The organism is Priestia sp. FSL W8-0524, from assembly GCF_038005965.1.
In the GTDB taxonomy this organism is placed as follows: domain Bacteria; phylum Bacillota; class Bacilli; order Bacillales; family Bacillaceae_H; genus Priestia; species Priestia zanthoxyli.
This window is the reverse complement of sequence record NZ_JBBOUG010000001.1, coordinates 2,924,701-2,951,309: the sequence shown is the minus strand read 5'-3', so window position 1 is coordinate 2,951,309 and position 26,609 is coordinate 2,924,701. Positions and strand designations below refer to the sequence as shown.

Sequence of the window (26,609 nt, the reverse complement as noted above, 5' to 3'; positions counted from 1 at the left end):
TTTATGCGCGTCTCACTTTGCGGAAAAGAACAAAGCCAGCGGCTACAAGCACTAATCCAATTAATGTATTGGTTACATAATTAGAAGCCGTTTCCGGAAGTTTTCCGCCTTTAACGGTTTTTTGTACAGCGCTATTCGTTTGTTGCTTCTCCGGTTCTTGTTTCTTTTCCACTGCTGGTTTTTGCGCTTGAGCTGGTTTTGCTACAGCTTCAGCAGATTTTTCTACTTCTTTTCCTGTATCTGTGATGATATCAGAATTAAACATATCGCCTGTGATCACCATGTCTGCTAAAAATTTACCGTCTGTTGTATAAAGAGAAATTTTTAGACTTGCATTTTTTAATTCTTCTAAGTTGATTAAATCAGTAAGAGAAAGCGGTCTTTCATTTCCGCCTTGTACAAGTGAAAATTTAGCGTCTAAATGGAAGATTGATAGCATTTCTTTATAAATAGACATTAATTCAGCGATTTGATCAGCAGATAATTCTGTTGCTGTATCAAAATCTTCGAATGCCGCTAAGCGCTCGCCTAATTGATCTAAGCGGTTAAGCGTTGCTTCATTTGAAAGCTCATCTTCTAACGATGTAAAATGTGCTTCAATTCGATTTAACTCTTCTGAAGTTAAGCCTAATTCAGACTGCATAAATGATAGTAAGCCGCTTAAATCTTCTTCACTTAATTCATCATCGTAAGAAGTGTCTTCTTCGTCATATGACTCATCATCTTCATACCAGTCATCGCCTTCTAGATAGAAGCCGACATCATCGTATAAATCATCTAGGTACACATAATCGTCTAAGCTTTGGCCGTTCTCTTTTAATAACGCATTTAAGCTTGTTTTGTCTAAGTCAAAATCTGCATACAAATCTTGCACGTTATGTAAGTCAGCTGCAATCGGTTCACCTAAAAAATCTTCTAAATCTGCGATTGTATCGTAGTTTTCAAGACTATCGTCATACAGTGAAAGTGAATATTCAACGTCGTCTTTGGTTACTTCAAAACCTCGCGTTTGGCTTACGGATTTTAAATATTTGTTGAAGTCTGCGTCAAATGTTGACGCGGCTGCGAATGAAGACGTTGGAAATACGCCAACAAACAGCAGAAATGATAATAAAATTGTCCCCAGTTTTTTCATCAATTTTCTCCTTTTTTTTACGTTTTCTACAAGATTATATAGTAAGAGTTATAAATTTACAATATATACTTATATTATATATACCTTGAATATAGTGGTAATTTAAGGTATTTATAGAACTATATATTTTGAGAATACCATATGGAAGGGAGCGGAAAGCCCTAGGTAGAAAAAAGGGGAAAATAAAGAAAAAGGTTTATAATTTTTTTGACAAAGCAGAAATATAAAGAAACATCAAAAAAGAACAGCACTTAGAAGCTGTTCTTTTTGAAATGATATGTAAGCATTAGCATAGATAGTTGAAATTCGATACCGTTCCGCTTTAGAAAAAGGTGGCTACGAGTTATGATTTTAGTAAGGATAGTGAAGAAAAGTGAGAGCGCGGTTTTGTCAGCTCTATTTTGATTCCTTTTAGTCTTAAACGTTCTACAAACTGTTTGCGTTTTTTTCGCTTTTCATGCGGGGATTGATTCATATTCGCCTCATCCTCCATATTTAGTCAAGTAGCTAACATATCATTATCATAATCAAAAGATGACGGTTACACAATAAACATTCTCAAATATTCACAAAGATTTAAAATTTGTTACATTGATAGTGTACATGTACCCCATTCTCTTTTTTTATAACATCTCAATGTGCTGTTTTTAAATTGAAGTTTTATGAATTCCGTCGCAGAATAAAAAAACATGATCAAAATGAGCACGCAGACTTTTATATTTTGATTCATGGTGCTTAAAAGCTATACTAGTAGTGCGTATAGAAAAGACGAAAACGAGATTGGATATCTCATCTATTCGTATACAAAAAAGAAAGAGGGATCTTGATGAAAACAGAACAGCAGTATTTTGAAGAAGGAAAATCAATTCAAACATATATGAACGACATGAGTACATTAAAAGAGGAAAGCTTAGCTGTTTATGAACAATTTCAGCTTCCTAAAGATGGACTGGCTGACAAATTAAAAGCTCACAAGCTTCACTTCTTAGCGATTACTGAAGATTGGTGCGGAGATGCGATGATGATTAACCCAATCATTCGTAAAGTAGCTGAAGCTGCCGGTATCGATGTGCGTGTTGCACTGCGCGATGCGGACACCGAATTAATTGATCGTCACTTAACAAACGGCGGCCGTGCTATTCCGATTATTTTAATTTTTAATAATGAAGGAAATTTACTAGGTAAATGGGGTCCTCGTGCTCCTGAAGTTCAGCAAATCGTGGATGAGCTTCGCGCCGAACTTCCTTCAAAAGAAGATCCTTCGTTTGAAGAAAAGCAAAAAGAAGTCTTTTCTTCGTTACGAACAAGATATAAAGAAGAACCGGCTCTTTGGTCGTATGTTTATAACAGCTTCAAAGAAACAGTGTTAGCTGTTGTAAAATAATTTAAAAAAGCAGGGTAAAATGAACGCTTCATTTTACCCTGCTTTTTTTCTGGTTATTGCAGCAAAATCGTTTGTATATCACTTTAATGAAAAGGCTGTTTTTATAAATGTTAGTGTTCGAAACGCGCACTTTTAATTGGTGAAACGCACAAAATTCTAAAAATAAAAATATTTTTTATTCAAAACGCGTACTTTTTTAACTTGATGATGATATAATAGCAAATAATAAATGAAGAAGGGGGACGGGTGAATGAATGTAAAAGCTTTTGGTTAGTACTTTTAAGCAGCATTTTTAGAGATCAAAATGAATTTTATTTTTTAAATTTAATGAAAGCGCTTAATAACTCACTTCTCAGAATATATAGAAGAAAGGTGTTAGATACATGAATAACTTACATAGAAAAATGGGAACGTTTTCTCTCATGATGGTCGGCCTTGGATCTATTATTGGATCAGGATGGCTGTTTGGGGCATGGAGAGCTGCTCAAATTGCAGGCCCTGCAGCAATTGCTTCTTGGATTATTGGAATGGTTGTTATTTTATTTATAGCTCTTTCTTACAGTGAACTAGGATCGATGTTTCCAGAAGCAGGAGGTATGGTTAAGTATACGCAGTACTCACACGGCTCATTTCTTGGCTTTATTGCGGCTTGGGCAAACTGGATTGCCATTGTATCCGTTATTCCTGTTGAAGCGGTTGCCTCTGTTCAGTACATGAGTTCATGGCCGTGGGAGTGGGCGAAATGGACAGGCAGTTTAGTAGAAAACGGGATTCTTACTGGAAAAGGCTTGGCTATTGCTACAGGGCTATTAATCATTTATTTTCTTTTAAATTATTGGACGGTAGGCTTATTTTCGAAAGCTAACTCACTTATTACCGTTTTTAAAATTGTGATTCCAGGGCTTACAATTGGTGCTCTTTTATTTGCAGGATTTCACGGCGGAAACTTTTCCTCTGCAGGAGGCGTTGCTCCAAATGGATGGGCAAGCGTGTTGACAGCTGTTGCTACGTCTGGGATTGTGTTTGCTTTTAACGGTTTTCAAAGCCCTATTAACATGGCGGGAGAAGCGAAAAATCCGGGACGCTCTATTCCAATTGCTGTGGTAGGATCCATTTTGATTGCAACCGTGATCTATGTATTGCTTCAAATTGCGTTTATTGGAGCGGTAAATCCTTCAGAAATCGTAAAAGGATGGAGTCATCTTAACTTTAATTCGCCGTTTGCCGATTTAGCGATTGCACTAAATATTAACTGGCTTGTTATTGTTTTATATGCCGATGCGTTTGTATCGCCATCAGGAACAGGTATTACGTATACAGCTACCACGTCACGCATGATTTATGGTATGGAAAAAAATAAATACTTGCCGAATATACTAGGACGAGTTCATCCGCTTTACGGCGTTCCTCGTCAAGCCATGTTTTTTAATCTATTTGTCTCATTCATCTTTTTATTTTTATTTAGAGGCTGGGGAATTTTAGCCGAAATTATTTCTGTAGCTACGTTAATTTCATATCTTACTGGTCCTATCACAGCTATGACGTTAAGAAAAACGGGGACCGATCTTTATAGACCTTTACGTATAAAAGGGTTAAATGTAATAGCGCCTCTTGGCTTTATTTTTGCTTCACTTACTCTTTATTGGGCGAGATGGCCGTTAACTGGACAGGTATTATTTATTATTTTAATTGGTTTGCCAATTTATTTTTATTATCAAGCAAAATCAAAATGGAAAGGCTTTGGTCAAAACTTCCGAGCTGGCGTTTGGATGATTGTCTACTTATTATGTATGATGACAATCTCCTGGATAGGAAGTGAAAAATTCGGGGGACTCAATATTATTAAATACGGCTGGGATATGGGACTTATTGCAATTGTTGCACTTTTCTTTTATGCTTGGGCACTTAAAAGCGGGTACAAAACAGAGTATTTAAAAGAAGCAATTCATGTTAATAATGAAATGAAAGAAGCGGAAGCACAGACTGCCTCGGCTAAAGAACAAATCATGGAAAAACAAATTAAATAAGTAGTAAAAATAAGGCTGGGACAAAAGTATTTCAGTTAAAGTCAAATGCGAACTATTAATTATTTTTTAATTGGTAGTTCGTGTTTTTTGTTGTTATGTTGAAGATAGATTTCATGTTTTCAATTGCTTCTAGCAGTTGATTGGAGGACAAGGCGAAGACTCCTGCGGGAAAAGCGGAACAGATGAGACCCCGCAGGAGCGTAAGCGACGAGGAGGCTCAGCGGCCGCCCGCGGAAAGCGAAGCCTTGCACGGAAATCAACAGCGGTGTAACAAGCAGCTCAGCTCATGTATACAATTTATTCGTCTTTAGATTAGATTGATTTAGTTATGTCCCATCCTTTTTTTATGGATAAATTTTCTTTTTTTGAATACTAGATAGTAAAAAATGCTATAATGGTTGGCAAAATCATGCAGGGGGAGAACGGCTTATGGATATCGTATCAATCACTTCTTTTTTAGGTGTAGCCGCTTTGCTTACGGTTATGCCTGGTCCTGATAACTTATTTGTTTTAGCACAAAGCATATCAAACGGTAAATATGCAGGGATTTCGACTTCATTAGGTCTTTGCACGGGCTTGCTTGGTCATATAGCAGCGGCAACGTTGGGTCTGTCGGCTATTATTTATCAATCAGCTTTAGCATTTGCTATTGTCAAATACGCTGGGGCAGCTTATTTATTATATCTGGCTTATAAGACGTTTACAGCCAAAGATTCCGCTCTCGCTGTTGAAAATAAAGAAGCCATTGAGTACAAGGTGCTATATAAAAAAGGAGTGATTATGAACCTGCTAAATCCAAAAGTTTCGCTTTTTTTTCTTGCTCTTTTACCTCAGTTTGTTAATCATTCAACCGGACACGCCACACAGCAAATGCTTGTTTATGGAGCTGTGTTTTTAGTTCAAGCGCTGATTATTTTTACGTTAATTAGTCTATTTGCAGGGAAAGTAGGGGAGTTTTTGCGAAAATCTCCGGCGCTGTCTAAGCGGCTTAATCTCGTGCAAGGCTCTATCTTTACGCTTATTGGCTTAAAAATTGCTTTTAGTGAGAAATAGCAAAAGATAAGATGACGAACCTGCTTTTTATCTCTATTAAAAGGCGTGGACATAGGTTAGTTAAAGGGAGATCCGAACGATAAATCCAATTCGTTCGGATTTTTTATGTTTATGGTAAAATCCAGTTTTTTAAGTTATTGTTCTCTAACCTTTAAGAGGACGAACCCTTCTTGTCCACTTACATATATATATAGAATGAGAGATAAAACATCGGACAAAGCCGGTGTTAACCCCAAGTTCTTTCATATTATGGCTGAAAGGAAAGGTTCACATGAAAAAAGTATGGCTAGATGCAGGGCACGGCGGTACAGATTCAGGCGCTTTAGGAAATAATTTGCGTGAAAAAGATATTACGCTGCAGCTTGTATTACACGCGCGGGCGTATTTAGAGCATAACTATTTAGTAGATGTTCAAGTAACTCGTTCAACCGATGTGTTCGTTTCATTATCAGATCGAGCGAACCGAGCTAATGCATGGGGAGCAGATATATTTGTTTCGATGCACATTAATGCCGGCGGAGGTACTGGATTTGAAACGTATCGCTATCCATCACAAGAGGGAAGTCAATCTTCTCTTTTACAAAAAGAGCTTCATGCAGAGATTTTACCAACCATGCGCAAATTTGGAACGATTGCAGATCGCGGTTTAAAAACAGCTAATTATGCTGTACTGCGTGAAACAAATATGCCTGCTGTTTTAACTGAAAACTTGTTTATCGATACAACAGCCGACGCTGAAAAATTAAAAAACGCGACGTTTCTTCGTGAAGTGGGAGAAGCACACGCGCGTGGAATTGCTGCGTATTTAAACTTACCTTCTACTAGCGTTACATTCTATACCATTCAATCTGGAGATACGTTTTATAGCATTGCAAAGAAGTATAATATCACCGTTCAGCAGCTGCAGGATGCAAATCCCGGCGTAGATCCTACCAAACTGCAAATTGGGCAGCAGATTGTTCTTCCTGTCACTACGTATACTGTACAAGCAGGAGATACGTTCTATAGCATTGCAAAGAAGTATAATATGACTGTTCAGCAGCTGCAGGATGCAAATCCTAGCGTAGATCCTACCAAACTGCAAATTGGGCAGCAAATTATCATTCCCGCTGTTTAATATCTGTAAATAAAAAAGATGACACGGCAGCGTGTCATCTTTTTTATTATTGAACTAATCTTACAAGCATATGGGCAAGGTGATGCTGCTGTTCTTTGTCTCCAACTTTCCACAGTTCGTGAAGCAGGTTTTCCTCTCGATTGCGAGGCTCTTCATGCTTAGCGAGATAATCAGCTACTTTCTGAGCTGTTTTAGCCAGCTGTTCCTCATTCATCCCTAACTTTTCACCTTTTGAGACCTTGTCCCCTAGATAACTTTTAAATCCTTCGAAGCTAGAGAGAATATCCTCTTTTTTCTCCTCGCTCATAGAATTAATTGCTCCTTCAACTTTTGCTGAATGATTTGTTTCTACAGAATTACTCATAGATTTTTTCTCCTCTCATGGTTATATTTGGGTGTTAGAAAGCATATTCCCTGAGGGTTCAGTAAATAAACGTCCAAATGTGTTATTTTTACATGATGGCGTTTTACAAGGACTTAAAAAGGTGAGGTCAAACGAGATTTTATCAACCAATAATAAAATGACAAAAAAAGACTTTGAATAAAGAAATAAAAGTCTTTTCATGATTTTTATACTGAAGCATCATACTTCCGGCGTAGGAGTAGGCGTGGCATAGCCTTCCTTATATTTATGATCAATTTCTTGACGAATGTCTTCGATGCTTTTGCCTTTGCTGTAGTCTACTACAGCTTGAGCCGCTATTTCTAAGCAGACACCGCATTTTGTTCCGTGATCATCCCACGTTACTGCGCCGTTTTCTTTGTTTTCAAAGATAAAACAGTCATAGTTGTTTTGATGATTAGCTTCTTCTCCACATCCGCAGTAGCAAGGAATGTTTTCTAGTAAGGTTTGATGCTTAGCAGCGGCTGCATAAATAAGTTGCATATCTTCGGGCTTGTCACTCAGAAAGGAAGGGAGAGTTTCACTATTTTTTGTTTCTTCTCGTTTATCCCCTAATGTGTGCGGCTGATGTTCTTCATGTTGTGTTGTTTCTGTATGTTTGTTAGCTGAACTTTCTTTACTTTCGTTTCCACAGCCGGACACCATGCCTGCTGCAAGGACAACTGGTATGACCTTTGATTTCATCATCAAAATGTTCATCCTTTCTTCAATTAAAGATAGAAAATAATATGTACATCCATCACGTTAAAAAGACATCATTCGTCTTTGAAGTCATTCATCAACTTTCTGCAAAATAATTTTCCGATACATACCTTTCAACATGACGCTTGAATTTTCCTTCAAGATAAGCTGATCCCGGCTTGCTTCAAGCATATGTTCAAAAGAGAGGCCAATATCTGTTCCTAGTAATTTTACGAAGAGGCGGAATATTTTTTTAGGAAAAGCCGCGGATTTCTTTTTGGTTTCAAATTTATCAAAAATCAGGATTGTTCCCTTGGGCTTTACTACTCTTGTCATTTCTTTTAAAGCTTGCTTTGCATCAGGTACTACGCTAAGAATCAAGCTTGCTACAACAACATCAAACGAAAAAGAGTCGAATGTTAGCTGCTGAGCGTCCATTTGGTGGAAAGTTATAGACGGGTTTTTGTATTTATCTTTTGCTTTTTGAAGCATTTCACTGGAATAGTCGATGGCTGTTACATTTACTTGATGAGGAATAAAAGCTAAATCGGCACCCGTTCCAACACCTACAAATAAAATGCGCTGCTCAGACGAAAAGGGGACATCTTGAAAGACTTTTTTTCTGGCTCGATAAAACATCCCGTTATTAAAAAAGACATCATAAAAAGGGGCCCAGCACTTATAAATAAATTGGTTCCAGCGGTTATTCACGTAAACCCTCCTAAAAATAAGCTTTCCAACGCATGCTGGAAAGCTTATAGATTCCATTTATTTTTTCATTTTGAGTAAGCGAAGGCTGTTTAAAATAACAAGTAGCGCTGCTCCTGTATCGCTTAAGACGGCAATCCACAGAGTAAGCCACCCTGGGAAGATAAAGGCTAAGGCAATGACTTTAACAATAATAGAAAACCAAATGTTTTGTTTGATAACAGCTAACGCTTTGCGACTTAGCTTCATTGTATGAGGAAGCTTTTCTAAATTGTCTGCCATCAGGACAATATCAGCTGTTTCCATGGCTGTATCAGTACCAGCACCGCCCATTGCAATGCCAAGATCAGCAGTAGCAAGGGCAGGGGCATCGTTAATTCCATCTCCAACCATAGCCGTTTGATACCCTTCATGTTGAAGCTGCTGTATGGCCTTTACTTTGTCTTCAGGCAGCAAATCAGCGAAATAGCGGTCTACCCGAGACTGAGAAGCAATCATTTTAGCTGTTCCTTCGTTATCACCGGTTAACATCACAATTTGCTGCATTCCGTTTTGCTTAAGGCTTTCTAAAGCAGATATGGTTGTATGTCTGATGGTATCAGCTACGCTAATAATGCCTAGAGCACTTTTAGCTGTTCCGACAATAATAATCGTTTTACCTTCGTTTTGAAGCTTTTCAATCTGAGACCAGCAGTGTGTTAGAGGTGTTCCTAAATCTGAGAATAATTTTGCATTACCTGCGTAATAAACCGTGTCTTGAATTGTTGCTTGCACGCCTTTTCCCGTAAGGATTTTAAAATTTGATCCTTGTAAAGAAACGACTTTTTTCTCCGCAGTATAATCCACGATAGCGCGGGCAATAGGGTGATTCGAATAATCTTCAAGCGTTTTGGTTATCGCTAAAAGCTGATTTTCTTCAGCAGCAAGGGAAACAACTTCTGAAACGGCTGGTTTGCCTTCTGTTAGCGTTCCTGTTTTATCAAAAGCAATCGCATTGATTGCACCGGCTTTTTCTAAAAACGTCCCGCCTTTAATGAGCACACCATTTTTCGCCGCGTTTCCAATCGCAGATACAATGGCGACGGGAGTCGAAATGACTAGCGCGCATGGACAAGCGACAACTAATAATTCAAGCCCTTTGTAAAACCACTCGCTCCATGCACCATCAAACAGGGGAGGGATGACCATAATGAATAAAGCTAAAATAAAGACAATAGGTGTGTAAATGGTTGCAAATTTATCAACAAATGCTTGAGTCGGCGCTTTTTTCTCCTGTGCTTCTTCCACTAAATGAATGATTTTAGCAATGGTCGTATCTTCGACTAGCTTTGTTACTTTAATTTCTAACGATCCGCTTTCGTTAATCGTGCCGGCATAGACAGCATCGCCCATTACTTTATCAACGGGAATAGATTCACCTGTAATAGGAGCTTGGTTGATACTGGATTCCCCGTTTATAATTTCACCATCGAGCGGAATTCGGTCTCCTGGCTTTACGACAATCGTGCTGCCAATTGAAATATCTTCCGCAGCTTTTTTAATCAGCTGCCCGTTTTCCTTTACCCATGCTTCAGAAGGAGCTAAATCCATCAAACCTCGTATCGAGTTTCTTGTTTGTTCAATTGATCTTGTTTGCAGAGCTACACCTAAAGCAAATAGCCAGACGACCGTAGCACCTTCAAGCCATTCACCAATAACAGCTGCTCCAAGTGCTGCAACGGTCATTAAAACATTCATGTCTAAAGAACGGCTTTTGATTCCGTAATAAGCACTTTTAGCCGGCTTATATCCGCTAACAATCATGGCAATAGCGTACAGTACAGTTGTCATATAAGAAGCAATTCCTGTATGAGAACCGATAAAACCTAGTGCGATAAGAATACCTGAAAAAATAATCGGACCATTTTTGCCTTTATGGTGCCGAGATTCAGCCGGCTGCCTGCTGCTGGTCACTAAAGTAGCGGTATACCCAGCTTTAGATACTTCTTTAATAATGTCATCAGCTTCATTATCATGTTCGATTTGTGCTTTTCCCGTTGAAAAGTTAACGCGTACGTCTTTGACAGCAGGAACTGTTTTTAAATGATTCACAATCGTGTTTGCACAAGCTGCACAGTCCATTCCTTCAATCAAATACGTTTTCATTTTCTTATTTGATTGAATAGGCTCAATACTAAAGCCCAGTCTTTCCACTGAGTTTGGAATGAGTGACAGAGCTGATTCACTTGCCGCCGCCACTTGAAGCTTTCCTGTATTGTAGTTGATTGCTACGTGTTGAATATCGTTTAACGTTTTTAAACTTTTTTCAATCGTAGCAGCACAAGAAGGACAATCCATTCCATACACGCGGTATTCAGCCGTTTCTTCTATGTCACTGCCTGTTGCTATATCGTGATCGCTGCAGCACGAATGCTGGCTTTTATCGGTCGTTAACGCACTTGTATCTGAACAGCAGCTGTGACTGTGTGCGTGACTCTTTGTACTACAGGAAGAAGGTTCTTCAGTAGGTGCGGCTTCTGAAGAAGAGGAGCAGCAGGGGCTGTTCTCAATTTCTGATGAAGAAGGGCCGCTGCAGCAGCTTCCGGTATGGTGATGATGTTTTTTATCTTCGTGTTTCATTGTGTCCCACTCCCTATACGGTAAGAAAAACTTAAATGGTTACATCTTCTTTTTTAGCAAACATAATATCAATTACTTGTTTAATATGTGCATCCCTTAAAGAATAAAAAGCTAACTTTCCTTCTTTGCGATAATTGGCAATTCCTATATTTCGCAGCAGTCTTAAGTGATGAGAAGCAGTAGCAACCGTAGAGCCTACAATGTTGGCTACGTCACATACACATAATTCCTCACCTTTATAAAGGGCTAATACGATTTTCAGCCGCGTTTCATCTCCCAACGCTTTGAACATCGTAGAAATATCCTGAACAGCTTCAACATCGATAGAAGGCTTAATACGATTCACCTTTTCTTCGTTAAAACAATAAATATCACAGCGATCTTTTGGCATAGTTTCCTCCTTCATTCAAACATTCAAATGATTGTTTGTTTATAATATATGCCAATTTTAAAAAATGTTCAAACATTTATTGATTATTCGGACTTTTTTTCTGAGCAAAACATAAATATAGAAAGAATAAATATGAAAAGTATGCCTATTAGTGTATGTACTCTGGACTAAATGGTGCGGACAAAAAGAGAATGACTTTACGTGTAGAACAAAACAAAAAGCCACCCCTATAGGTAGCCTTTCAATGACTTTTAAAAATGAGAGAAATAACCGAATACAGCGCAAATTATGTTCATTTGGTTATCGTTTTAATCGATTAAATAATAAATCTGCTGCATTATTTAACACCTTGTCCGATTCTTTTAATCGCTTGTCTGAGTTTTCTAAATAGGATTGAGCAGATAATACAACATCTAATGGATCCTTGACATTTTTCTTTTTGGTGCATACTAAATGACCAACATTATTTTTCCAATGAATCGTGCATTTAAAATTCACAAATGTATCATCGCTCGTTCTCAAACGCAAATGCCTGATGATGGGGTTAGATGAAGAGTGCTGTGACAGCATCCACATTGCTTGTTTCCGGTCGTCTTTATGAATAATGCTCCACAGACTGGAGACTGAAGAAAAATAAGAATGTGCTTGACTAGAAAAATGCAGGATTTCACCTTCTTGATTTAATTGAAAGTAAGGAACGGGGATCCATTTAAGTATGTTACTTTCCATCATGCACCTCTCCCAACTTAAGTAATCTCTTTTACCATATCACAATTACCTAATATTTGTATGATTTTTATCATTTTTCCCACTCTTTTCTCCGTTTTAAGCTGTAAAAGCTACCGAATTATTCAGTTTAAAACACTTGAAAAAAGAACGTGTGTTCGGTAAACTAAAAATTAAAGGAGCGAATTCTATGGAACGGCTACTTCAAGAAAGCTACTCTTCAAAACGACCTGTTGAAATTATTTATATGGATGATAAAGGATGTTTGACACAGCGATTTATCATTGTGTATAAAATTGATCCTCAAAGCGTAAAAGCTTGGTGCTTACTAAGGAACGAGAAACGAACGTTTAAAATAGAGAATATCCTTTCATGCGGATTCAGCAATAAAAGGAAAAGCAGTTTTAGGCAGAAAGCTCACTCAATTTAAGAGGGGCTTTTTCATATCATTTCCTCTTATGGCGTGTGAGTTATTTTCATACACTATATCCACCAGAAAGGGGAATGAACATGACATTAAACCAAGGAAAGAAAACTAAACATATTGTTAAAGGGAGCACGGAAGAAGAAAATATGACAATGCAGGGTGAGAAAAAACAGCATGAAGCACAAAGTACCTCTTTGTCTCATAATAATTGTCGTGCAAACCTTGACGGAGATTAATCTATAAAAGGAAAGCTTTCGTCTCCGAGGCTTTCCTTTTTTGTGTATATTGCATTTTTAAGTTAACTCGTATTTTTCTGAGCCAATCACAATATAGTCTTTCGCTTCACGTGTTCATACTATCCTATCTCGCATCCTTCGTTTTTAGAATCATTTTTCTGACGTTCTTGCAACATTGGGTCTACTATATTACTCATAAGCGAACCTCAGCCTTAACGGGACAGAAAAGGGGAAATGAAGATAAAAATTCTGCGTTTCTTCATTATAATAAGAAAAAACGATCTGTTTACTAGTATTTAAATCTTTCGAAAAATCAAAATAAATAATGATTGATTTCGTCACTTTATTGTGGTTTCATAATAAAGTGTAAAAAGACCATTTTTCTTACAGAGAGAAATGAGATAGAGTACTTCTGTGTTGATTCTTTCTTTTGAATATAGTATACATACAGGGGTATAGAAATTAGTTGGGAGGAAAACATGGCGATATTATATATGAGCATAGGTATTTTACTTTTATTAATTTGTTACAGTTTTTATAAACGCTATGTGCCGGTGCAAGGAATAAAGAAAGTGACGACCGTCGACTGTGCTTCTACAACGATTTCGTATGTAGATGTTCGTCATTTTCATGAAATGAAACAAAACCCCTGTCAAAAAGCAATCCATATTCCGCTTCCTTATTTAGAGAGACAGCATGAGGAAATTCCATATAAAGAAGTGGTCGTAATTGTTCCTGACAGCATTTCCCGAAATTTAAGCATTCGGCAGCTCAAAAAACATGGATATCAGGTCAAAGGATACATGTGTGCGGAAAGATGTGTATAATAAAAAAACGGCAAATAAGCCTTAAACGACTTTGATATAGAAGGATATAATAGATAAGCTAAGCGATACTCATTTCAAAATGGGTATCTTTTTTTGCTTTAAGGATTAAGAAGGGGAGTGGAGATCGGTTTCTTTTGGTTCAACAGCTACTGAGTCTTTTAGCGTATTTTTATGACAAAAGGTTTGAAAAATCCCTTTTGTGGTAAAAAAAAACGTAGTTCTCCTAGTGCATAGACAGAGGTTTAATAGGAAGTTATAATTTAGGCAATTACATAAAAGGGGAGTAAGCTAAGGAAGGTGAATAGATGTGCGAAAGATAAAGCGGTTGCTATTTCTGTTCATTTGTATAGCGGTTGTAATTGTTGCGTATGAGATGATTCGATATCCGATTGAAAACAATGCTGCAAGTGTGCAGCAGCATTTGCGAAATTGGGAGCATAAAGAAAGTATTGATGGTTCTGCAAGGATTACGCTGCAAGATTTTAAACGGGTTGATCACTCTAATACATACATAGCCTTATTCTCCATACCTGGTGATAAAGAAGGAATGGCCGTATTGAAGCAAGGATGGAACAAACGCCTGCGTATTGAAGTCAGTACCAAAATGAGCAATTTAGTGGATTATGATGATATCCATACAAATAAAGGTACATATGCGCTGTTTACAGGAACAAATAGAAGTAAACAAATTGAGCGCGTAAAGGCGGCTTTGGTGCACGATACATATACAATTGATGCCGCGGTTCCAAAAAGTGATTATTTTGTGCTGTATGAAAAAATACCGAGTCATATTAAACATCCGTTTCCAGCAACGACAACGCTGCTAGATAAAGCAGGGGATGATATCACGGTTAAAGAATTTATGGATCAAGAGCTGCGTGAATAACACGCGGCTTTTTTCTATAATAAAAAGCTTTTTAAAAAAATTCACGTTTTGTTCATATTTTCGAAAGAAAGAATTTTAAGCAAAAAAATCAAATATTTGCTACAAAACAAAGGGGAATTAACGGGCAAAATAAGTTTCATACAGGGCGTCACATTTTCTTTGAAAATTTGTCACAAAATATTCAATTATGTCGATGTGTATTGATATATCAATGTTGAAGCAAACATGCAAAGCTAATTTTGCAGTTATTCCTAAAGAAATAGTTAAGAAATGGGAGCTGAATCCTTTTATTTACATTTATTCATACCAAATTATGTGATAGAATATCGCAAGGTTGAAGCACTCTAACCCCATTGGTACAGTCACTATATTAGAATATTTTTAATATAAAAAAATAAAGCAAAAGGGACGAAAAAAATGTCATTTTGTATTACAATAGTAGTGGCCTACAAATAAGGGGGAAGAGAGTCTGTATAAAAATGTCGTTATCTAGCGAAAGATAGCGCATTTTGAATGTTCATCAATATAGGCTTCGCATCATGTGTTGTTAGAAAGGAGAGTTTTAAGTGAAACCAAAAAAAGGATTTTGGAAGCTAGTAGGTTTACTATCTGCGCTTTCACTAGTATTTTTGAGCGGTTGTTCAAAACTTGCTGTATTGAACCCGCAAGGTCCTGTTGCAAAAACGCAATCTGATTTAATCATTTGGTCTATGTGGATGATGTTGATCGTGGTTGTTGTCGTATTTGCTATTTTTATATTTGTTCTTGTCAAATATCGTGAAAAACCTGAAAACATGGACTATGAGCCACCTGAGCAAGAAGGTAACTTAAAGATGGAGGTTATTTGGACAGCATTCCCAATCATCATCTTAATTCTATTAGCAGTGCCAACTGTTAAAGCGATCTACTCTGCAGAAGAAGTACCGGCAGAATCAAAGGATAAAGATCCAATCGTGATTCACGTTACATCTGCAAACTGGAAATGGATTTTCAGTTATCCGGAACAAAATATCGAGACGGTTAACTACGTAAACATTCCAGCAGATACGCCAGTGAAATTTGAGTTAACGGCTCAAGGACCTATGAACTCATTCTGGGTACCAGAACTTGGCGGACAAAAATATTCGATGAACAATATGTCAATGCCATTATACTTAGAAGCTGATAAGCCTGGTTCTTATATGGGACGTAGTGCTAACTTCTCGGGTGAACATTTCACTCAAATGCAGTTCGAAGTTCAAGCTCAAACGGACAAAGACTTCAAAGAGTGGGTTAGTGACGTAAAAGGTACAGCTGGTAAATTGACTGAAAAGAAATATGATCAAATCCTAAGCCCAGGCGTTGTTGGTCGTCAAACTTACAACGGTACACATTTAAAATGGATTGACCATGCAAAAGATGTATACATTCCTGGCAAAGAGCTAGAACGTGGTACAGGACATGATCACAGCAAGATGAAAGAAGACGAAAAAACGAGTAATGAAGAAATGGAAAACATGGATCACTCAAATCATGAATAACATTCATTTATTACACTAAATAACGTAATGATTGGGGGAAGACATAATGAAGCTAGATGAATTTTTCGTCACTGGCGAACCTATGATTTACGCTGCTGACGCAGCAATCGCTATGACGGTCATCGGTATCGTTTTTGTCTTAACATATTTCAAGAAATGGAAATGGTTATGGACAGAATGGTTAACAACAGTTGACCATAAAAGACTCGGTGTCATGTACATCCTTTCAGCTGTATTAATGCTTTTCCGCGGCGGAATTGATGGAATCATGATGCGTATGCAGCTTGCATTCCCGGGTATGAACATTTTAGATGAACATCACTACAACGGAGTCTTCACGGCTCACGGTGTTATCATGATCTTATTCATGGCAATGCCATTTATTATCGGACTAATGAACGTAATCGTTCCATTACAAATTGGTGCGCGTGACGTAGCATATCCGTTCTTAAACGCAATCAGTTTCTGGACATTCTTTATGGGAGCAATGCTATTTAACCTTTCTTTCGTAATCGGAGGAGCTCCTGATGCAGGTTGGACAAGTTACTTCCCGCTTGCAGGTAAAGAATTCAGTGAGGGTATCGGAAATAACTTCTATGCCGTTTCACTACAGATTGCTGGTGCTGGTACATTAATGACTGGTATCAACTTCTTTGTAACAATTTTAAAAATGCGTGCCCCTGGCATGACAATGATGAAAATGCCAATGTTTACTTGGTCAATCTTCATCACATCAATTATTATCATTTTCGCGTTCCCTGTATTAACAGTAGCGCTTGCACTTATGACACTTGACCGTGTATTCGGAACAGCCTTCTTTACAATGGCTAACGGCGGTCTTCCAATGATGTGGGCTAACTTATTCTGGATTTGGGGTCACCCTGAAGTATATATCGTTATTTTACCGGTATTCGGTGTCTTCTCAGAAGTTATCAGTACACATTCTCGTAAGAACTTATTCGGTTATAAAGCAATGGTAGTATCAATGGTCGGTATCGCATTCTTAAGTTACCTTGTATGGGTGCATCACTTCTTTACAATGGGTAACTCACCGTCAGTTAACTCGTTCTTCTCAATCACAACGATGTTAATTGCCGTACCAACCGGCGTTAAAATCTTTAACTGGCTCTTTACAATGTATAAAGGCCGTATCAAATTTACGACTGCGATGCTTTGGTCATTAGCGTTTATTCCAAACTTCGTAATCGGTGGGGTAACAGGGGTTATGCTTGCGATGGCATCAGCCGATTATCAATATCATAACAGTTACTTCCTAATCGCTCACTTCCACTATGTATTAATCTCTGGTACAGTGTTTGGCTGTTTCGCAGGTTTATACTTCTGGTATCCGAAAATTTTCGGTCACACGTTGAACGAAAAATTAGGAAAAATTTCATTCTGGATTTTTGTTGTTGGATTTAACGTATGTTTCTTCCCACAATTCTTCCTAGGTTTAGACGGTATGACTCGTCGTATGCAAACTTATGCTGACAACCTTGGCTGGAACGGATTAAACTTAGTTTCAACAATCGGTGCATTCTTAATGGGTCTTGGCTTCTTCGTATTAGTAGTTAACTTATTATACAGTGCATGGAAAAACAAACGCGACACTGCAAACGATCCTTGGGATGGTCGTACACTTGAGTGGTGGACTAAATCACCAGTTCAAGCTTACAACTTTGCAGTAATTCCTCATGTGAAAGAAATGGATGCATTCTGGCACATGAAAAAACGTAATGAAACAGAAATTAAAGCAGAAGACTTAAAACCAATTCACTTACCAAGCAACTCTGGTGTGCCGTTTATCTCAGGTATTTTCTGGTTTATCGGTGGATTTGGCTTAGTATTTGAATGGATTCCAATGGCAATCGTTGGATTAGCAGGTATTTTTGCTTGTATGCTTGCTCGTTCATTTGATTATGATCCGGGCTTCTATGTAAAAGTAGATGAAATCAAGAAGGTTGAAGGAATTACAGGGGGTGACAAATAATGGCAGGACATTTAGATAAATCATTGCCGTTAGAATACCAAGAAGAACAAAGTCGCCTGAATATCCTTGGATTCTGGATTTTCTTAGGTGCCGAGATCGCGTTGTTCTCTACGCTGTTCGTAACGTACTTAACGTACCATACGCGTACAGCGGGTGGCCCTACTGCAGAAGAACTGTTCGTTGTTAAAGATTTTATGATCGAAACGCTGTTACTACTATTCAGTAGTTTCACGATGGGAATTGCCATCTTTAAAATGCGTAATAATGATTTAAAAGGACTTTTAGTTTGGTTTGTTATTACACTTGTTCTTGGTGGAGGATTCCTTTTCTACGAAATTCGTGAGTTTTACATGTACGCAGTTCACGAAGGTGCAACAATGCAAACAAGTGCCTTCTTATCAGGGTTCTTTACACTACTTGGAACGCACGGTCTTCACGTAACAGTCGGTGTATTCTGGGCAATCAGTATTATTATTCAATTAGTAAGACGAGGATTAACACCAGTTACTGCTCGTAAAGTATTTATTATCGGTTTATACTGGCATTTCCTTGATGTTGTATGGATCTTCATCTTCACGCTTGTATACTTGAACGGATTGGTGGGATAAGACATGGAAAATAAACAAGGCCAAAAAGCAGGTTTTCCGCTTAGTCATGTATTTGGGCTTATCCTTTCACTAGCCTTAACATTCGCAGCGCTTGGTTTAGTAGTGCTAGCTGATCTATCAAGAAGCATTACGATGACTCTTATCATGATCCTAGCGTTATTACAAGCAGCAATGCAGCTAGTAATGTTCATGCACATGACTGAAAGTGAAAATGGTAAAGTACAGGTTGCAAATATTCTTTACAGTTTCTTTATTGCACTTTGTATCGTTGTTGGTACACTGTGGATTCTTGCAGCTCACTTTAACCATTAAAAATAAAACCACTTACTTCGGTAAGTGGTTTTATTTTTTTTCATTCAGTTTATATTTCAATGTTTGATATTCTCCCGTAGCCACTTTTTTTACTACTTTTCCTTTATCATCTCTATAAACATTTACTTGTTCGTATACTTCAATTCGGTATCCGCCTCTTTTTTCTGTTTTAACATGAACTTCTTTGACCGACATATTTAATTGTTCCGCATCGTCTTCATCAGCAGAGGTTTCAACAGCTCCTCCATCAAGTGAAAGGTGAGCTAAGCTGTCAAACGACTGCTGGGAATTGTTATCAACATAGCTTGTCACGACTAAAATGCCGGCAAAAAACAATACTAAAAAAAGCGTCCGGACTTTTATCTTCATTTTAAAACACCCCCGTAAACTGACAAACAAGCACGACTGCACCTAATATCCAAACGTAAATCGCAAACGTTTTTAACGAATGATGCTTTAAATAATTGATCATCCATTTTACTGCTACATAACCAAATAAAGCAGATGAAAGGGTGGCGACGAATAAAAAGAAAACGGAAAGCTGCTCGACTTCACCTGTGACTACATCTTTTAACTGAAGTAACACTGCTCCGCAAATGGCGGGAGTCGACAATAAAAATGAAAAATAAGCGGCTGTTTCACGATCTAATTTTCGCATTAGCGCAGCTACCATCGTTAAGCCTGACCTGGATACAGCAGGGAATATAGCAGCTGCTTGAAACGAGCCGATAAAAAAAGCATCTCCGTATGAAATATGATCCATTTTTTTATAGCCATTTTTTACGGAATCACCAAACCATAACAGCAGTCCCGTCGCAAGAAATTCCCAGCCGATCGTTAAGCCAGATTTAGAAATGCTGTCAAAATAGTCTTTGAACAAAAGACCAATTGCAACTGCAGGGATCGTTCCTATCACTAAAAGCCCTGTAAGCTTGCTAAAGGGATGCCGAATAATATGCCATAGCTCACGCTTATAAAAGACAAACACAGCAAGCAGAGTGCCCATGTGCAGCATCGTATCTAAATACAATCCCGCATCGTCTAAGCCAAATAAGTGGCGCCCTAAATACAAATGCCCCGTGCTGCTTATCGGTAAAAACTCTGTAAGCCCCTGAATGATTCCCAAAATAAATGCTTCAAACCACGACATCTTATCACCTCATACAGCGTGTCCTTATTAGTAGTGTATAGAGGAAGTTCTGAGAACATGACAAAAACATGGAAGTATAGGCATTCATTTAGTGAAATAAATATGTAAAAATAGGTCATAGTATAAGAAGAGACGACCATTCTTATCTCCATCTCATCCACTATGGAAAGAGGTGCTTAAAATGATACGAAAATGGGTTGCTGTATGCGTCGTATTCGCTGCTTTTATTTTTCCGCAAGCAGTAAGTGCTGAACAGCCAAAAGTAGAGGTGTTTCAAATTGAAACGGGCAGAGTCGTTCGTTCAACGCCCAAACCTCCAAATGTTCAAAAAGAAGCCGAAAAAAGTATTGCGTCCATTACTGGTTTATATAAAAAGGCAAGTCCGCTTCCTAAAAAAGGCTATCTTGTTAAAGTACCTCTTGATCCAGCCGTGAAAATTGAAAATAGTGCGGTCAACACGCTGGCAAGTGAAGTTATTTTTGTTCTTGAACCGAACCAAAAACCAATCATGATGGTATTTGACAATGAAAATAGAACCTATTTTTTTGAATTTACTCATGATTTAACTCTTCTCAGAAAAGCATTACAGCTATAAGTCATCGAAATGATGGCTTTTTTTTACATAGAAAGTTGACAGTTTATTGTGATAAATGTAATATATTTAGAAAAGTCAGAAATAATAAGGGGGAGAATTATGTGATAGCTCTACGACCGTTCTCCAAAAAAGACTTTAAACAGCTAATGGATTGGATTCCCTCCGAGTCATTTATGGTGCAATGGAGCGGCTCTAGCTTTTCTTTTCCGCTTACTCCTAGACAGTTAAAACACTATATTCGATATGCAAATGAAGATGGTGCCTCTACCTATGCTTTTTCTGTCATAGATGACAATGAACAGCTTATTGGGCATATTTCCCTGGCTCATATTGATTATTATCATAAAACAGGAAGAATTGGCCGAGTGCTGCTTGGTGAAAAGTATAGAGGAAAAGGGTTTTGCTCGCACATGTTTGAAAAAGTGTTAGCTTTCGGTTTTGAAGAACTGGGCCTTCACCGAATTTCGCTCGGCGTCTTTGATTTTAACGAGCGGGCGATTCAGTCTTATGAACGAATTGGCTTTACACGCGAAGGCCTTCTTCGAGATGTCCGGCTTGTAGATGGACAGTACTGGAGCTTAATTGAAATGAGTATGCTAGAAAGTGAATGGGCACAGCGTGATGTGCATCAAAAATCAAGCTAACATCTACTAGTGAAAAGCCAGCTTCCCAACAAGCGGGCTTTTTTGACGTGTGCTTAAATTTCCTCAAGAAGGTATAAATTTTCATTCATTAAGGCATATAGAGAGTAAGTGATGTGTAAAGGAGGCCGTATGAATGAAAAAATACAAAGTAGGCATCTTAGCGGCATGTATGTTGCTTTTAGGAACCGCTGGGTTTGGAATTGTCTATCAGCATCAAACATCTGCTAAAGAGCAGCCTCATTCGTTTAATGTACTCGTTATGGGCGTAGATGAAAGGCCAGGCGATACGGGCCGCTCAGATGTATTAATGGTGGTCAATTTAGATAAAAGCCATAATAAAGCAAAGGTTATGCCGATCCCTAGAGATACGCGCGTGCACATTGATGGAAAAGGGACGGATGAGAAAATTAACCATGCTTATCGATACGGAGGCATTCCTTTAACCGTGCGCACGGTTGAGAATTTTTTAAATATTGACGTTGACTACTATGTGAAAGTAAATATGGAGGGGTTCAAAGATGTAGTCGATGAACTTGGCGGCGTGAACGTGAATAACCCGTTTCCTTTTGTCTTTGATTCATTTATCTTTCCTGAAGGAGAAAATGCGTTGAACGGTGAAAAAGCTCTTGCCTATGTACGGATGAGACATGAAGACCCAAAAGGTGATTTAGGAAGAAACAATCGCCAGCGTCAAGTGGTGGAAGCTCTATTAGATAAAGGAATGAACATGTCAACGGTGAAAAATATCCCAAGTCTTCTCACGCTCGCAAAAAAGCATATCCAAACGAATATTGATGTCAGCGATGCATTTACGATGTATAACGTCATTAAGAATGGACGGCCTGATTTCGAAACGGTAACGGTAAAAGGAGAAGGACAAATGGTAGATGGTACATGGTATTATGTTGTAAAACCATCTGAAAAAAAGCAGCTGAGCGCTATGTTTCAACAAACCCATTAATAAAAAAGAGGGCTGAATTTTTTCAGCCCTCTTTTTATTCACCAATTTCTTCTTGGCGCTGCAAGCAAGAAATTTGTTTTTTCTCTGGATGGACACCAAATGTATAGCCCCACGTTTGCAATTTATCTAGAATGATTTCGTCTTTTTTAAAGCCAAAGATCATCACTACATCTTGGTTTTCATCTAAAAGCAAATACTTTTCATCTTTGCGCCACATCGTTAAGTTTGACGCATAGAAAAGATTCCAGCCGTTATTCATGCGATGGCCGGTTGCTTGGTTTTTATAGTTGACAATCATATTTCTTCCTCCATTAGTGAATCTTTCTAAAAGTAAAACTTCAAAGAATATTATAAACGTTCTCTTCCTAGAAATCTATTATTTATCCTATTGAGGGGACCTCGCCGTGATGTTTATAAAATACATGTGATAAAAGATTTAGTATATAAGGATATATCTGTATAAAACAAGAGTCAATAAGTAAGAAAACGGAGAAAAAAAGGGTCTAAAAGCGTATATAATTGAAAAAAATATAAGTTATCTAGCTTTAAAGACTTAAAAACACGCTTTTCAGACCATGGACATGCTTTTTCGAATTTCTACCTACAAGAAAGAAGGCAGAGGTGCGAAATGTGTAGGTGAATCTAAATGAGTTTACGGTAAACATGGAGCCCCAAAACGTGGTATACGCTAGAAAAGGGGGAAATTCAACGATGTCCAAAAAAGCGCTATGGATTAAAAATGCTTCGCAAGTTGTAACGGCCAAAGAAAATAAAGGTCCTTTAGCTGGCAAAGAAATGAGAAACTTGACGGTGATTGAAAATGGCTCAGTCTGGATAGAAGGAGATCAAATTGTGACCGTAGGTACAACAAAAGAGCTAGAACAAAAATATGAAAGGGAAAGAAATGATGCAACGATTATTGATGCTTCTCATAAAATTGTGACTCCGGGTCTGATTGATCCTCATACACACGCTGTGTACGCTGGCTCTCGTGAAGAAGAATTTTATAGGCGGTTTGAAAGACCAACTTCTTACTTGGATTTATTAGAAGAAGGTGGAGGTATTCACTCCACTGTCGTTCAGACACAGGAAGAGTATGCGTACCGAATTTATCAGCAGAGCTATGAGCGTCTTACGTCTTTTCTAGCTCACGGAGTCACGACTGTAGAAGTGAAAAGCGGGTACGGCTTAGAACTAGAAACAGAGCTGAAGCAGCTGCAAATCGCTAAAATGCTGAATGATACACACCCAGTTGATGTCATAAGCACCTTCTTAGGAGCACACGTCGTACCTTTTGCATATAAAAGAGATACGCAGAAATACGTCAATTTACTTATTCACGAAATGATTCCTCAAATTTCTTCTTATAAGCTCGCAGCATTTAATGATGCTGTATGTCTTTCAAATGCTTTTTCATTCCAACAATGTCAAGAAATACTCGAAGCCGGGAAAAGATATGGCATGCTTCCTAAAATACATGCCGACCCCTTTGAATACTGCAGAGGAGCGGAGCTCGCAGCAGAGGTAGGAGCGATATCAGCAGATTATCTTTTGTATGCTTCTGATGAAGGGTTAAAGAAACTGGCTGAAAAACGGATCGTAGCCACACTTTTACCGGGGAATTCCTTATTTGTTGGAATGAAATGGCCAGATGCTAGAAAAATGATCGATTTAGGCGTTCCGGTTACTCTTTCTACAGACTGCAATCCAGGTTCATCTCCAACGACTTCACAGCAATTTGTGATGAATCTGGCATGTATGAATATGAACATGAGTCCTGAAGAAGTGCTTGTAGCCACAACTATTAACGCAGCTCATGCTATTAATCAAGGAGATAAGATTGGGAGTATTGAATCCGGAAAACAAGCTGACTTAGCGATTTTTAATGTCTCTAGTTATCGAACCCTTCAATATCAGTATGGCTTGAATCATATTGATAGCGTAGTGAAAAAAGGAGAAGTAGTTGTAGAAAACGGTAAAGTTTTGTAAAACAAGTTTATAGAAAAAGAGAAAAGGGTAAAGAATAGAGAATTTGTCACACATGCAAAGGCAGGGAATTTAGATATGATTACAAAACAAAATGTTATTCCATTACTAAAAGAAGCTTGCCCATCTTTTGAGCCAAGCGAAGAAATCAACTTCAACGATAAAGAAGAGCTGCAGCATGAATTAAGCCGAGTAGCGGGTCATTTGATCTCTCTTGAATATAACGGCCAGCTCGAACGTGAACCGGATGTGTTTGAAGCGATTGAACAGCTGTATATAGAAGGTGAATCTGATGTGAAAGAAGCTGTTACAACGGGACTCTTTCAAGCAATGCATGAAATGATTATAGATCAGCAAATTAGTCCAGAAGAAATTGGAATGCTATTAAAACCTCACTCACTGAAGTGGTGGAAAACGATTGACCACTTTAGCGAAAATAGTGCGGAACAGTAAGGAAAAAGAACGTCATGGAAACATGATGTCCGTGACGTTCTTTTCTTTTACTGTTCTTTTTTCAGCTGGCGCTCTAAAATGAAAGGACCAAACGGAATAACCGACATAAGAAATGCAAATAAAGAGCGGCCGATTGACCATTTATGAGCGAATTTTACATGAACGACTGCAAGAGCATACAGCACAAAAAGTGCACCGTGTGCTGCGCCTACAACTGATACAGCTTCGGGTATGCCTGCTGCATATTTTAGCGGCATAGCAATGCCCAGCAGCAGTAAAAATGAAATTCCTTCTAAAATTCCTACTAAGCGCAGGCGACCGATTGGTGATGTAAGAACCATGTTTTCTCCTCCCGTAACGACGGAATAAATTTCTGTATCGATGACAAAAATGTACCATAGCAAGCTCTTCATATACAAGCATCATTTGTATCTGTCACAAAAAAGTCGAAAACGCTTTAATTTGTGCTATAGAAGTATTTTGTTTGAAAAACTGACATACTCTTGTGATGCAATGTATAAAAGAGCACACTACTTGTTGACAAGTTATTTTAATTATTTTATATGTATAGTATCGAAAACGTATGAGAGGATTTTTTACCATGACAAACCGAAAACAGCAGCGGGAGAAAATTTTAGATGCTGCTTTTGAAGTGTTCGGATCCAAAGGTTACTATGAAGCAAAAATGATTGATATTGCTAAACTAGCGGGTGTATCTAAAGGAACGCTTTACTTGTACTTTTCGTCTAAAGAGTCGCTTTATATCGCTGTTAATAATCGTTCGTTTGATGAGTTTTTGTATCATGCAAAGCGAAGAACAGATAAATGCCAAACGTTTCACGAAAAGCTCTATTCAGTTGCGAAACATCACCTGCTCTTTTTTTACGAAACTAAAAAATATCCGGACTCTTTTTGGCAAGCCCCTCACCAAATGCCAGAAATGATGGGTCGTCTTCATCAATTTTTTGAGGATTATCACGGGCTTGTTGCTAAATTGATTGAAGAGCAAAAAATAAAAAACGCTTTTTTACACTCAAAAGCGTTTTGCAGCATGTTAAATGGGTATAGGATGGATATCGTTTCCGATGATGATATAACAGAAGAAGATATCATGAACTATGCGGAGTTCATTGTGAACTTATACATTGAAGGCTGCTATTTTGAGACCCAAAAATGACTCGTCGGTACTGGTTGATAATGGAGGGATATGATGAATAACAGCAGCACAGTAATTAATTTTTCATATTTTCAAGAACAAACCGTTACCAAGGTAAACACAGACAACACCCTGCCGTTTTCTCTTGGATTTAGTAAAGGCGGACTTGTGGCAGAATGTCCATGGAGACTAAAAAACAAACGCAGCATCTTGCTTGGTCAAGCAGACTGGAAATCGCTACATTCCGCTGAGCAGCGTCAGCAAGTCGAAGCGCTGCTGCTTGGCCAGCGCATTCTCTCTATACAGTGGTATGAAGATATCGGTATACTTCGAATTGCGTTTTCTAACGGGTATGCGCTAGATATGTTTCATGACAGCTCGTTTTTTGAAGGCTGGGATTTATATGGTCAAGACGGCTTTTCCTTTATCTCGCTTCCAGGGGGAGCGTGCGACCATCAAATTTCAGTTTGTATAGACAGTTCATCAGCACATGAAAGGAGGTGAGTTTTTTTTACGAAAAACTGACCCATGGGTACTCTAAAATTGTTTAAAAAAATAAAACGGGTCTGCAGCTATTAAAGGATGAAGGCTTCTCAAATAACTTAGTTACGTAA

General features: G+C 38.1%; 31 protein-coding genes. 20 read left to right on the top strand and 11 right to left on the bottom strand.

The genetic code is table 11. The features are described 5' to 3' along the window. Position 1 precedes the first annotated feature (1 nt). Positions 2 to 1,135: a processed acidic surface protein gene (locus tag NST66_RS15110; RefSeq protein WP_028414435.1), complete on the bottom strand. Its 1,134-nt coding sequence runs from the start codon at positions 1,133 to 1,135 to the stop codon at positions 2 to 4. A gap of 826 nt (positions 1,136 to 1,961) precedes the next feature. Between NST66_RS15110 and NST66_RS15105 the strand changes: the two genes are divergently transcribed. From NST66_RS15105 to NST66_RS15085, 5 genes are all read left to right on the top strand, one after another. Next, the gene (locus NST66_RS15105) at positions 1,962 to 2,519 is read left to right on the top strand and encodes a thioredoxin family protein (protein ID WP_049165483.1); all 558 of its coding nucleotides are present in this window, start codon (positions 1,962 to 1,964) and stop codon (positions 2,517 to 2,519) included. Between the two features lie 383 nt (positions 2,520 to 2,902). Further along, positions 2,903 to 4,546: an APC family permease gene (locus tag NST66_RS15100; protein WP_033580555.1), complete on the top strand. Its 1,644-nt coding sequence runs from the start codon at positions 2,903 to 2,905 to the stop codon at positions 4,544 to 4,546. Between the two features lie 136 nt (positions 4,547 to 4,682). Further along, the gene (locus NST66_RS15095; protein WP_255219779.1) at positions 4,683 to 4,817 is read left to right on the top strand and encodes a hypothetical protein; all 135 of its coding nucleotides are present in this window, start codon (positions 4,683 to 4,685) and stop codon (positions 4,815 to 4,817) included. 158 nt (positions 4,818 to 4,975) lie between these two features. Beyond that, the gene (locus NST66_RS15090; protein WP_033580556.1) at positions 4,976 to 5,599 is read left to right on the top strand and encodes a LysE family translocator; all 624 of its coding nucleotides are present in this window, start codon (positions 4,976 to 4,978) and stop codon (positions 5,597 to 5,599) included. A 271-nt stretch (positions 5,600 to 5,870) separates the two neighbouring features. Further along, positions 5,871 to 6,716 carry an N-acetylmuramoyl-L-alanine amidase gene (locus NST66_RS15085; RefSeq protein WP_033580557.1) on the top strand — a complete coding sequence of 282 codons (846 nt, stop codon included), beginning with the start codon at positions 5,871 to 5,873 and terminating at the stop codon, positions 6,714 to 6,716. Between the two features lie 46 nt (positions 6,717 to 6,762). On the opposite strand, the gene NST66_RS15080 is transcribed toward NST66_RS15085, so the two are convergent. From NST66_RS15080 to NST66_RS15055, 6 genes are all read right to left on the bottom strand, one after another. Next, a complete protein-coding gene (locus NST66_RS15080) occupies positions 6,763 to 7,080 on the bottom strand; it encodes a DUF3243 domain-containing protein (protein WP_013083905.1) in 318 nt (105 codons plus the stop codon). Positions 7,081 to 7,299: 219 nt separating this feature from the next. Then, the gene (locus NST66_RS15075) at positions 7,300 to 7,806 is read right to left on the bottom strand and encodes a PCYCGC motif-containing (lipo)protein (RefSeq protein WP_080974266.1); all 507 of its coding nucleotides are present in this window, start codon (positions 7,804 to 7,806) and stop codon (positions 7,300 to 7,302) included. 84 nt (positions 7,807 to 7,890) lie between these two features. Beyond that, positions 7,891 to 8,511: a class I SAM-dependent methyltransferase gene (locus NST66_RS15070; RefSeq protein WP_028414429.1), complete on the bottom strand. Its 621-nt coding sequence runs from the start codon at positions 8,509 to 8,511 to the stop codon at positions 7,891 to 7,893. Between the two features lie 57 nt (positions 8,512 to 8,568). Continuing rightward, the gene (locus tag NST66_RS15065) at positions 8,569 to 11,127 is read right to left on the bottom strand and encodes a heavy metal translocating P-type ATPase (RefSeq protein ID WP_049165480.1); all 2,559 of its coding nucleotides are present in this window, start codon (positions 11,125 to 11,127) and stop codon (positions 8,569 to 8,571) included. 31 nt (positions 11,128 to 11,158) lie between these two features. Beyond that, positions 11,159 to 11,518 carry an ArsR/SmtB family transcription factor gene (locus NST66_RS15060; protein ID WP_028414427.1) on the bottom strand — a complete coding sequence of 120 codons (360 nt, stop codon included), beginning with the start codon at positions 11,516 to 11,518 and terminating at the stop codon, positions 11,159 to 11,161. 300 nt (positions 11,519 to 11,818) lie between these two features. Beyond that, positions 11,819 to 12,247 carry a PAS domain-containing protein gene (locus NST66_RS15055; RefSeq protein ID WP_235918739.1) on the bottom strand — a complete coding sequence of 143 codons (429 nt, stop codon included), beginning with the start codon at positions 12,245 to 12,247 and terminating at the stop codon, positions 11,819 to 11,821. Positions 12,248 to 12,434: 187 nt separating this feature from the next. On the opposite strand from NST66_RS15055, the gene NST66_RS15050 reads away from it, so the two are divergent. The 8 genes from NST66_RS15050 to qoxD all read left to right on the top strand — a co-directional run bounded on the left by NST66_RS15050 (position 12,435) and on the right by qoxD (position 19,050). Beyond that, the gene (locus tag NST66_RS15050; RefSeq protein ID WP_033580560.1) at positions 12,435 to 12,674 is read left to right on the top strand and encodes a hypothetical protein; all 240 of its coding nucleotides are present in this window, start codon (positions 12,435 to 12,437) and stop codon (positions 12,672 to 12,674) included. A gap of 80 nt (positions 12,675 to 12,754) precedes the next feature. Further along, complete coding sequence (locus NST66_RS15045; protein ID WP_251439798.1) at positions 12,755 to 12,907, top strand: hypothetical protein; 153 nt, start codon at positions 12,755 to 12,757, stop codon at positions 12,905 to 12,907. A gap of 479 nt (positions 12,908 to 13,386) precedes the next feature. Next, on the top strand, positions 13,387 to 13,734 hold the full coding sequence (locus tag NST66_RS15040; RefSeq protein WP_033580561.1) for a rhodanese sulfurtransferase: 348 nt from the start codon (positions 13,387 to 13,389) through the stop codon (positions 13,732 to 13,734). A 307-nt stretch (positions 13,735 to 14,041) separates the two neighbouring features. Next, a complete protein-coding gene (locus NST66_RS15035) occupies positions 14,042 to 14,620 on the top strand; it encodes a hypothetical protein (protein WP_013057828.1) in 579 nt (192 codons plus the stop codon). 566 nt (positions 14,621 to 15,186) lie between these two features. Then, complete coding sequence (gene qoxA / locus NST66_RS15030; protein ID WP_013057827.1) at positions 15,187 to 16,140, top strand: cytochrome aa3 quinol oxidase subunit II; 954 nt, start codon at positions 15,187 to 15,189, stop codon at positions 16,138 to 16,140. 46 nt (positions 16,141 to 16,186) lie between these two features. Further along, positions 16,187 to 18,130, top strand: a complete 1,944-nt coding sequence (gene qoxB / locus NST66_RS15025) for a cytochrome aa3 quinol oxidase subunit I (protein ID WP_013083896.1) — start codon at positions 16,187 to 16,189, stop codon at positions 18,128 to 18,130. After that, complete coding sequence (gene qoxC / locus NST66_RS15020; RefSeq protein ID WP_013057825.1) at positions 18,130 to 18,738, top strand: cytochrome aa3 quinol oxidase subunit III; 609 nt, start codon at positions 18,130 to 18,132, stop codon at positions 18,736 to 18,738. The genes qoxB and qoxC overlap by 1 nt, the downstream gene beginning before the upstream one ends. A gap of 3 nt (positions 18,739 to 18,741) precedes the next feature. After that, a complete protein-coding gene (gene qoxD, locus NST66_RS15015; RefSeq protein ID WP_013057824.1) occupies positions 18,742 to 19,050 on the top strand; it encodes a cytochrome aa3 quinol oxidase subunit IV in 309 nt (102 codons plus the stop codon). A gap of 30 nt (positions 19,051 to 19,080) precedes the next feature. On the opposite strand, the gene NST66_RS15010 is transcribed toward qoxD, so the two are convergent. Continuing rightward, positions 19,081 to 19,419 carry a hypothetical protein gene (locus tag NST66_RS15010; protein ID WP_047750507.1) on the bottom strand — a complete coding sequence of 113 codons (339 nt, stop codon included), beginning with the start codon at positions 19,417 to 19,419 and terminating at the stop codon, positions 19,081 to 19,083. Position 19,420: 1 nt separating this feature from the next. Then, positions 19,421 to 20,200 (bottom strand): undecaprenyl-diphosphate phosphatase, encoded by a 780-nt coding sequence (locus NST66_RS15005; protein WP_025751115.1) that lies wholly within the window; start codon positions 20,198 to 20,200, stop codon positions 19,421 to 19,423. A 181-nt stretch (positions 20,201 to 20,381) separates the two neighbouring features. On the opposite strand from NST66_RS15005, the gene NST66_RS15000 reads away from it, so the two are divergent. The 3 genes from NST66_RS15000 to NST66_RS14990 all read left to right on the top strand — a co-directional run bounded on the left by NST66_RS15000 (position 20,382) and on the right by NST66_RS14990 (position 22,400). Further along, positions 20,382 to 20,795 carry a hypothetical protein gene (locus NST66_RS15000; protein ID WP_033580565.1) on the top strand — a complete coding sequence of 138 codons (414 nt, stop codon included), beginning with the start codon at positions 20,382 to 20,384 and terminating at the stop codon, positions 20,793 to 20,795. Positions 20,796 to 20,896: 101 nt separating this feature from the next. Next, positions 20,897 to 21,439 (top strand): GNAT family N-acetyltransferase, encoded by a 543-nt coding sequence (locus NST66_RS14995; RefSeq protein ID WP_034270305.1) that lies wholly within the window; start codon positions 20,897 to 20,899, stop codon positions 21,437 to 21,439. A 133-nt stretch (positions 21,440 to 21,572) separates the two neighbouring features. Continuing rightward, positions 21,573 to 22,400 carry an LCP family protein gene (locus NST66_RS14990; RefSeq protein ID WP_033580566.1) on the top strand — a complete coding sequence of 276 codons (828 nt, stop codon included), beginning with the start codon at positions 21,573 to 21,575 and terminating at the stop codon, positions 22,398 to 22,400. 34 nt (positions 22,401 to 22,434) lie between these two features. On the opposite strand, the gene NST66_RS14985 is transcribed toward NST66_RS14990, so the two are convergent. Beyond that, the gene (locus NST66_RS14985) at positions 22,435 to 22,698 is read right to left on the bottom strand and encodes a hypothetical protein (RefSeq protein WP_013057818.1); all 264 of its coding nucleotides are present in this window, start codon (positions 22,696 to 22,698) and stop codon (positions 22,435 to 22,437) included. Positions 22,699 to 23,111: 413 nt separating this feature from the next. Between NST66_RS14985 and hutI the strand changes: the two genes are divergently transcribed. Together hutI and NST66_RS14975 are read left to right on the top strand one after the other, a co-directional pair. Further along, positions 23,112 to 24,389: an imidazolonepropionase gene (gene hutI, locus NST66_RS14980; RefSeq protein ID WP_328174296.1), complete on the top strand. Its 1,278-nt coding sequence runs from the start codon at positions 23,112 to 23,114 to the stop codon at positions 24,387 to 24,389. Positions 24,390 to 24,464: 75 nt separating this feature from the next. Next, positions 24,465 to 24,839, top strand: coding sequence for a DUF7674 family protein (locus tag NST66_RS14975; RefSeq protein ID WP_028414419.1), 375 nt, complete (start codon positions 24,465 to 24,467; stop codon positions 24,837 to 24,839). A 47-nt stretch (positions 24,840 to 24,886) separates the two neighbouring features. Here NST66_RS14975 and NST66_RS14970 read toward each other — a convergent pair whose 3' ends face one another. Next, positions 24,887 to 25,180 (bottom strand): DUF3817 domain-containing protein, encoded by a 294-nt coding sequence (locus NST66_RS14970; protein ID WP_013083888.1) that lies wholly within the window; start codon positions 25,178 to 25,180, stop codon positions 24,887 to 24,889. A gap of 260 nt (positions 25,181 to 25,440) precedes the next feature. Between NST66_RS14970 and NST66_RS14965 the strand changes: the two genes are divergently transcribed. Together NST66_RS14965 and NST66_RS14960 are read left to right on the top strand one after the other, a co-directional pair. Continuing rightward, on the top strand, positions 25,441 to 26,016 hold the full coding sequence (locus tag NST66_RS14965; protein ID WP_028414418.1) for a TetR/AcrR family transcriptional regulator: 576 nt from the start codon (positions 25,441 to 25,443) through the stop codon (positions 26,014 to 26,016). Between the two features lie 33 nt (positions 26,017 to 26,049). Then, positions 26,050 to 26,499: a DUF6188 family protein gene (locus NST66_RS14960; RefSeq protein ID WP_028414417.1), complete on the top strand. Its 450-nt coding sequence runs from the start codon at positions 26,050 to 26,052 to the stop codon at positions 26,497 to 26,499. Positions 26,500 to 26,609 lie beyond the last annotated feature (110 nt).

Excerpts from the sequence above, each read along its gene's own strand:
- NST66_RS15000 (WP_033580565.1), top strand. The coding sequence starts at position 20,382 with ATGATACGAAAATGGGTTGCTGTATGCGTCGTATTCGCTGCTTTTATT.
- NST66_RS14965 (WP_028414418.1), top strand. The coding sequence starts at position 25,441 with ATGACAAACCGAAAACAGCAGCGGGAGAAAATTTTAGATGCTGCTTTT.
- NST66_RS15055 (WP_235918739.1), bottom strand. The coding sequence starts at position 12,247 with ATGGAAAGTAACATACTTAAATGGATCCCCGTTCCTTACTTTCAATTA.
- NST66_RS15075 (WP_080974266.1), bottom strand. The coding sequence starts at position 7,806 with ATGATGAAATCAAAGGTCATACCAGTTGTCCTTGCAGCAGGCATGGTG.
- hutI (WP_328174296.1), top strand. The coding sequence starts at position 23,112 with ATGTCCAAAAAAGCGCTATGGATTAAAAATGCTTCGCAAGTTGTAACG.
- NST66_RS14990 (WP_033580566.1), top strand. The coding sequence starts at position 21,573 with ATGAAAAAATACAAAGTAGGCATCTTAGCGGCATGTATGTTGCTTTTA.
- NST66_RS15105 (WP_049165483.1), top strand. The coding sequence starts at position 1,962 with ATGAAAACAGAACAGCAGTATTTTGAAGAAGGAAAATCAATTCAAACA.
- NST66_RS15010 (WP_047750507.1), bottom strand. The coding sequence starts at position 19,419 with ATGAAGATAAAAGTCCGGACGCTTTTTTTAGTATTGTTTTTTGCCGGC.
- NST66_RS14970 (WP_013083888.1), bottom strand. The coding sequence starts at position 25,180 with ATGGTTCTTACATCACCAATCGGTCGCCTGCGCTTAGTAGGAATTTTA.
- NST66_RS15100 (WP_033580555.1), top strand. The coding sequence starts at position 2,903 with ATGAATAACTTACATAGAAAAATGGGAACGTTTTCTCTCATGATGGTC.
- qoxC (WP_013057825.1), top strand. The coding sequence starts at position 18,130 with ATGGCAGGACATTTAGATAAATCATTGCCGTTAGAATACCAAGAAGAA.
- NST66_RS15005 (WP_025751115.1), bottom strand. The coding sequence starts at position 20,200 with ATGTCGTGGTTTGAAGCATTTATTTTGGGAATCATTCAGGGGCTTACA.
- NST66_RS15080 (WP_013083905.1), bottom strand. The coding sequence starts at position 7,080 with ATGAGTAATTCTGTAGAAACAAATCATTCAGCAAAAGTTGAAGGAGCA.
- qoxB (WP_013083896.1), top strand. The coding sequence starts at position 16,187 with ATGAAGCTAGATGAATTTTTCGTCACTGGCGAACCTATGATTTACGCT.
- NST66_RS15090 (WP_033580556.1), top strand. The coding sequence starts at position 4,976 with ATGGATATCGTATCAATCACTTCTTTTTTAGGTGTAGCCGCTTTGCTT.
- NST66_RS15060 (WP_028414427.1), bottom strand. The coding sequence starts at position 11,518 with ATGCCAAAAGATCGCTGTGATATTTATTGTTTTAACGAAGAAAAGGTG.
- NST66_RS14985 (WP_013057818.1), bottom strand. The coding sequence starts at position 22,698 with ATGATTGTCAACTATAAAAACCAAGCAACCGGCCATCGCATGAATAAC.
- NST66_RS14975 (WP_028414419.1), top strand. The coding sequence starts at position 24,465 with ATGATTACAAAACAAAATGTTATTCCATTACTAAAAGAAGCTTGCCCA.
- NST66_RS15050 (WP_033580560.1), top strand. The coding sequence starts at position 12,435 with ATGGAACGGCTACTTCAAGAAAGCTACTCTTCAAAACGACCTGTTGAA.
- NST66_RS15040 (WP_033580561.1), top strand. The coding sequence starts at position 13,387 with ATGGCGATATTATATATGAGCATAGGTATTTTACTTTTATTAATTTGT.
- NST66_RS15085 (WP_033580557.1), top strand. The coding sequence starts at position 5,871 with ATGAAAAAAGTATGGCTAGATGCAGGGCACGGCGGTACAGATTCAGGC.
- NST66_RS15065 (WP_049165480.1), bottom strand. The coding sequence starts at position 11,127 with ATGAAACACGAAGATAAAAAACATCATCACCATACCGGAAGCTGCTGC.
- qoxD (WP_013057824.1), top strand. The coding sequence starts at position 18,742 with ATGGAAAATAAACAAGGCCAAAAAGCAGGTTTTCCGCTTAGTCATGTA.
- NST66_RS15110 (WP_028414435.1), bottom strand. The coding sequence starts at position 1,135 with ATGAAAAAACTGGGGACAATTTTATTATCATTTCTGCTGTTTGTTGGC.
- NST66_RS14960 (WP_028414417.1), top strand. The coding sequence starts at position 26,050 with ATGAATAACAGCAGCACAGTAATTAATTTTTCATATTTTCAAGAACAA.
- NST66_RS15045 (WP_251439798.1), top strand. The coding sequence starts at position 12,755 with ATGACATTAAACCAAGGAAAGAAAACTAAACATATTGTTAAAGGGAGC.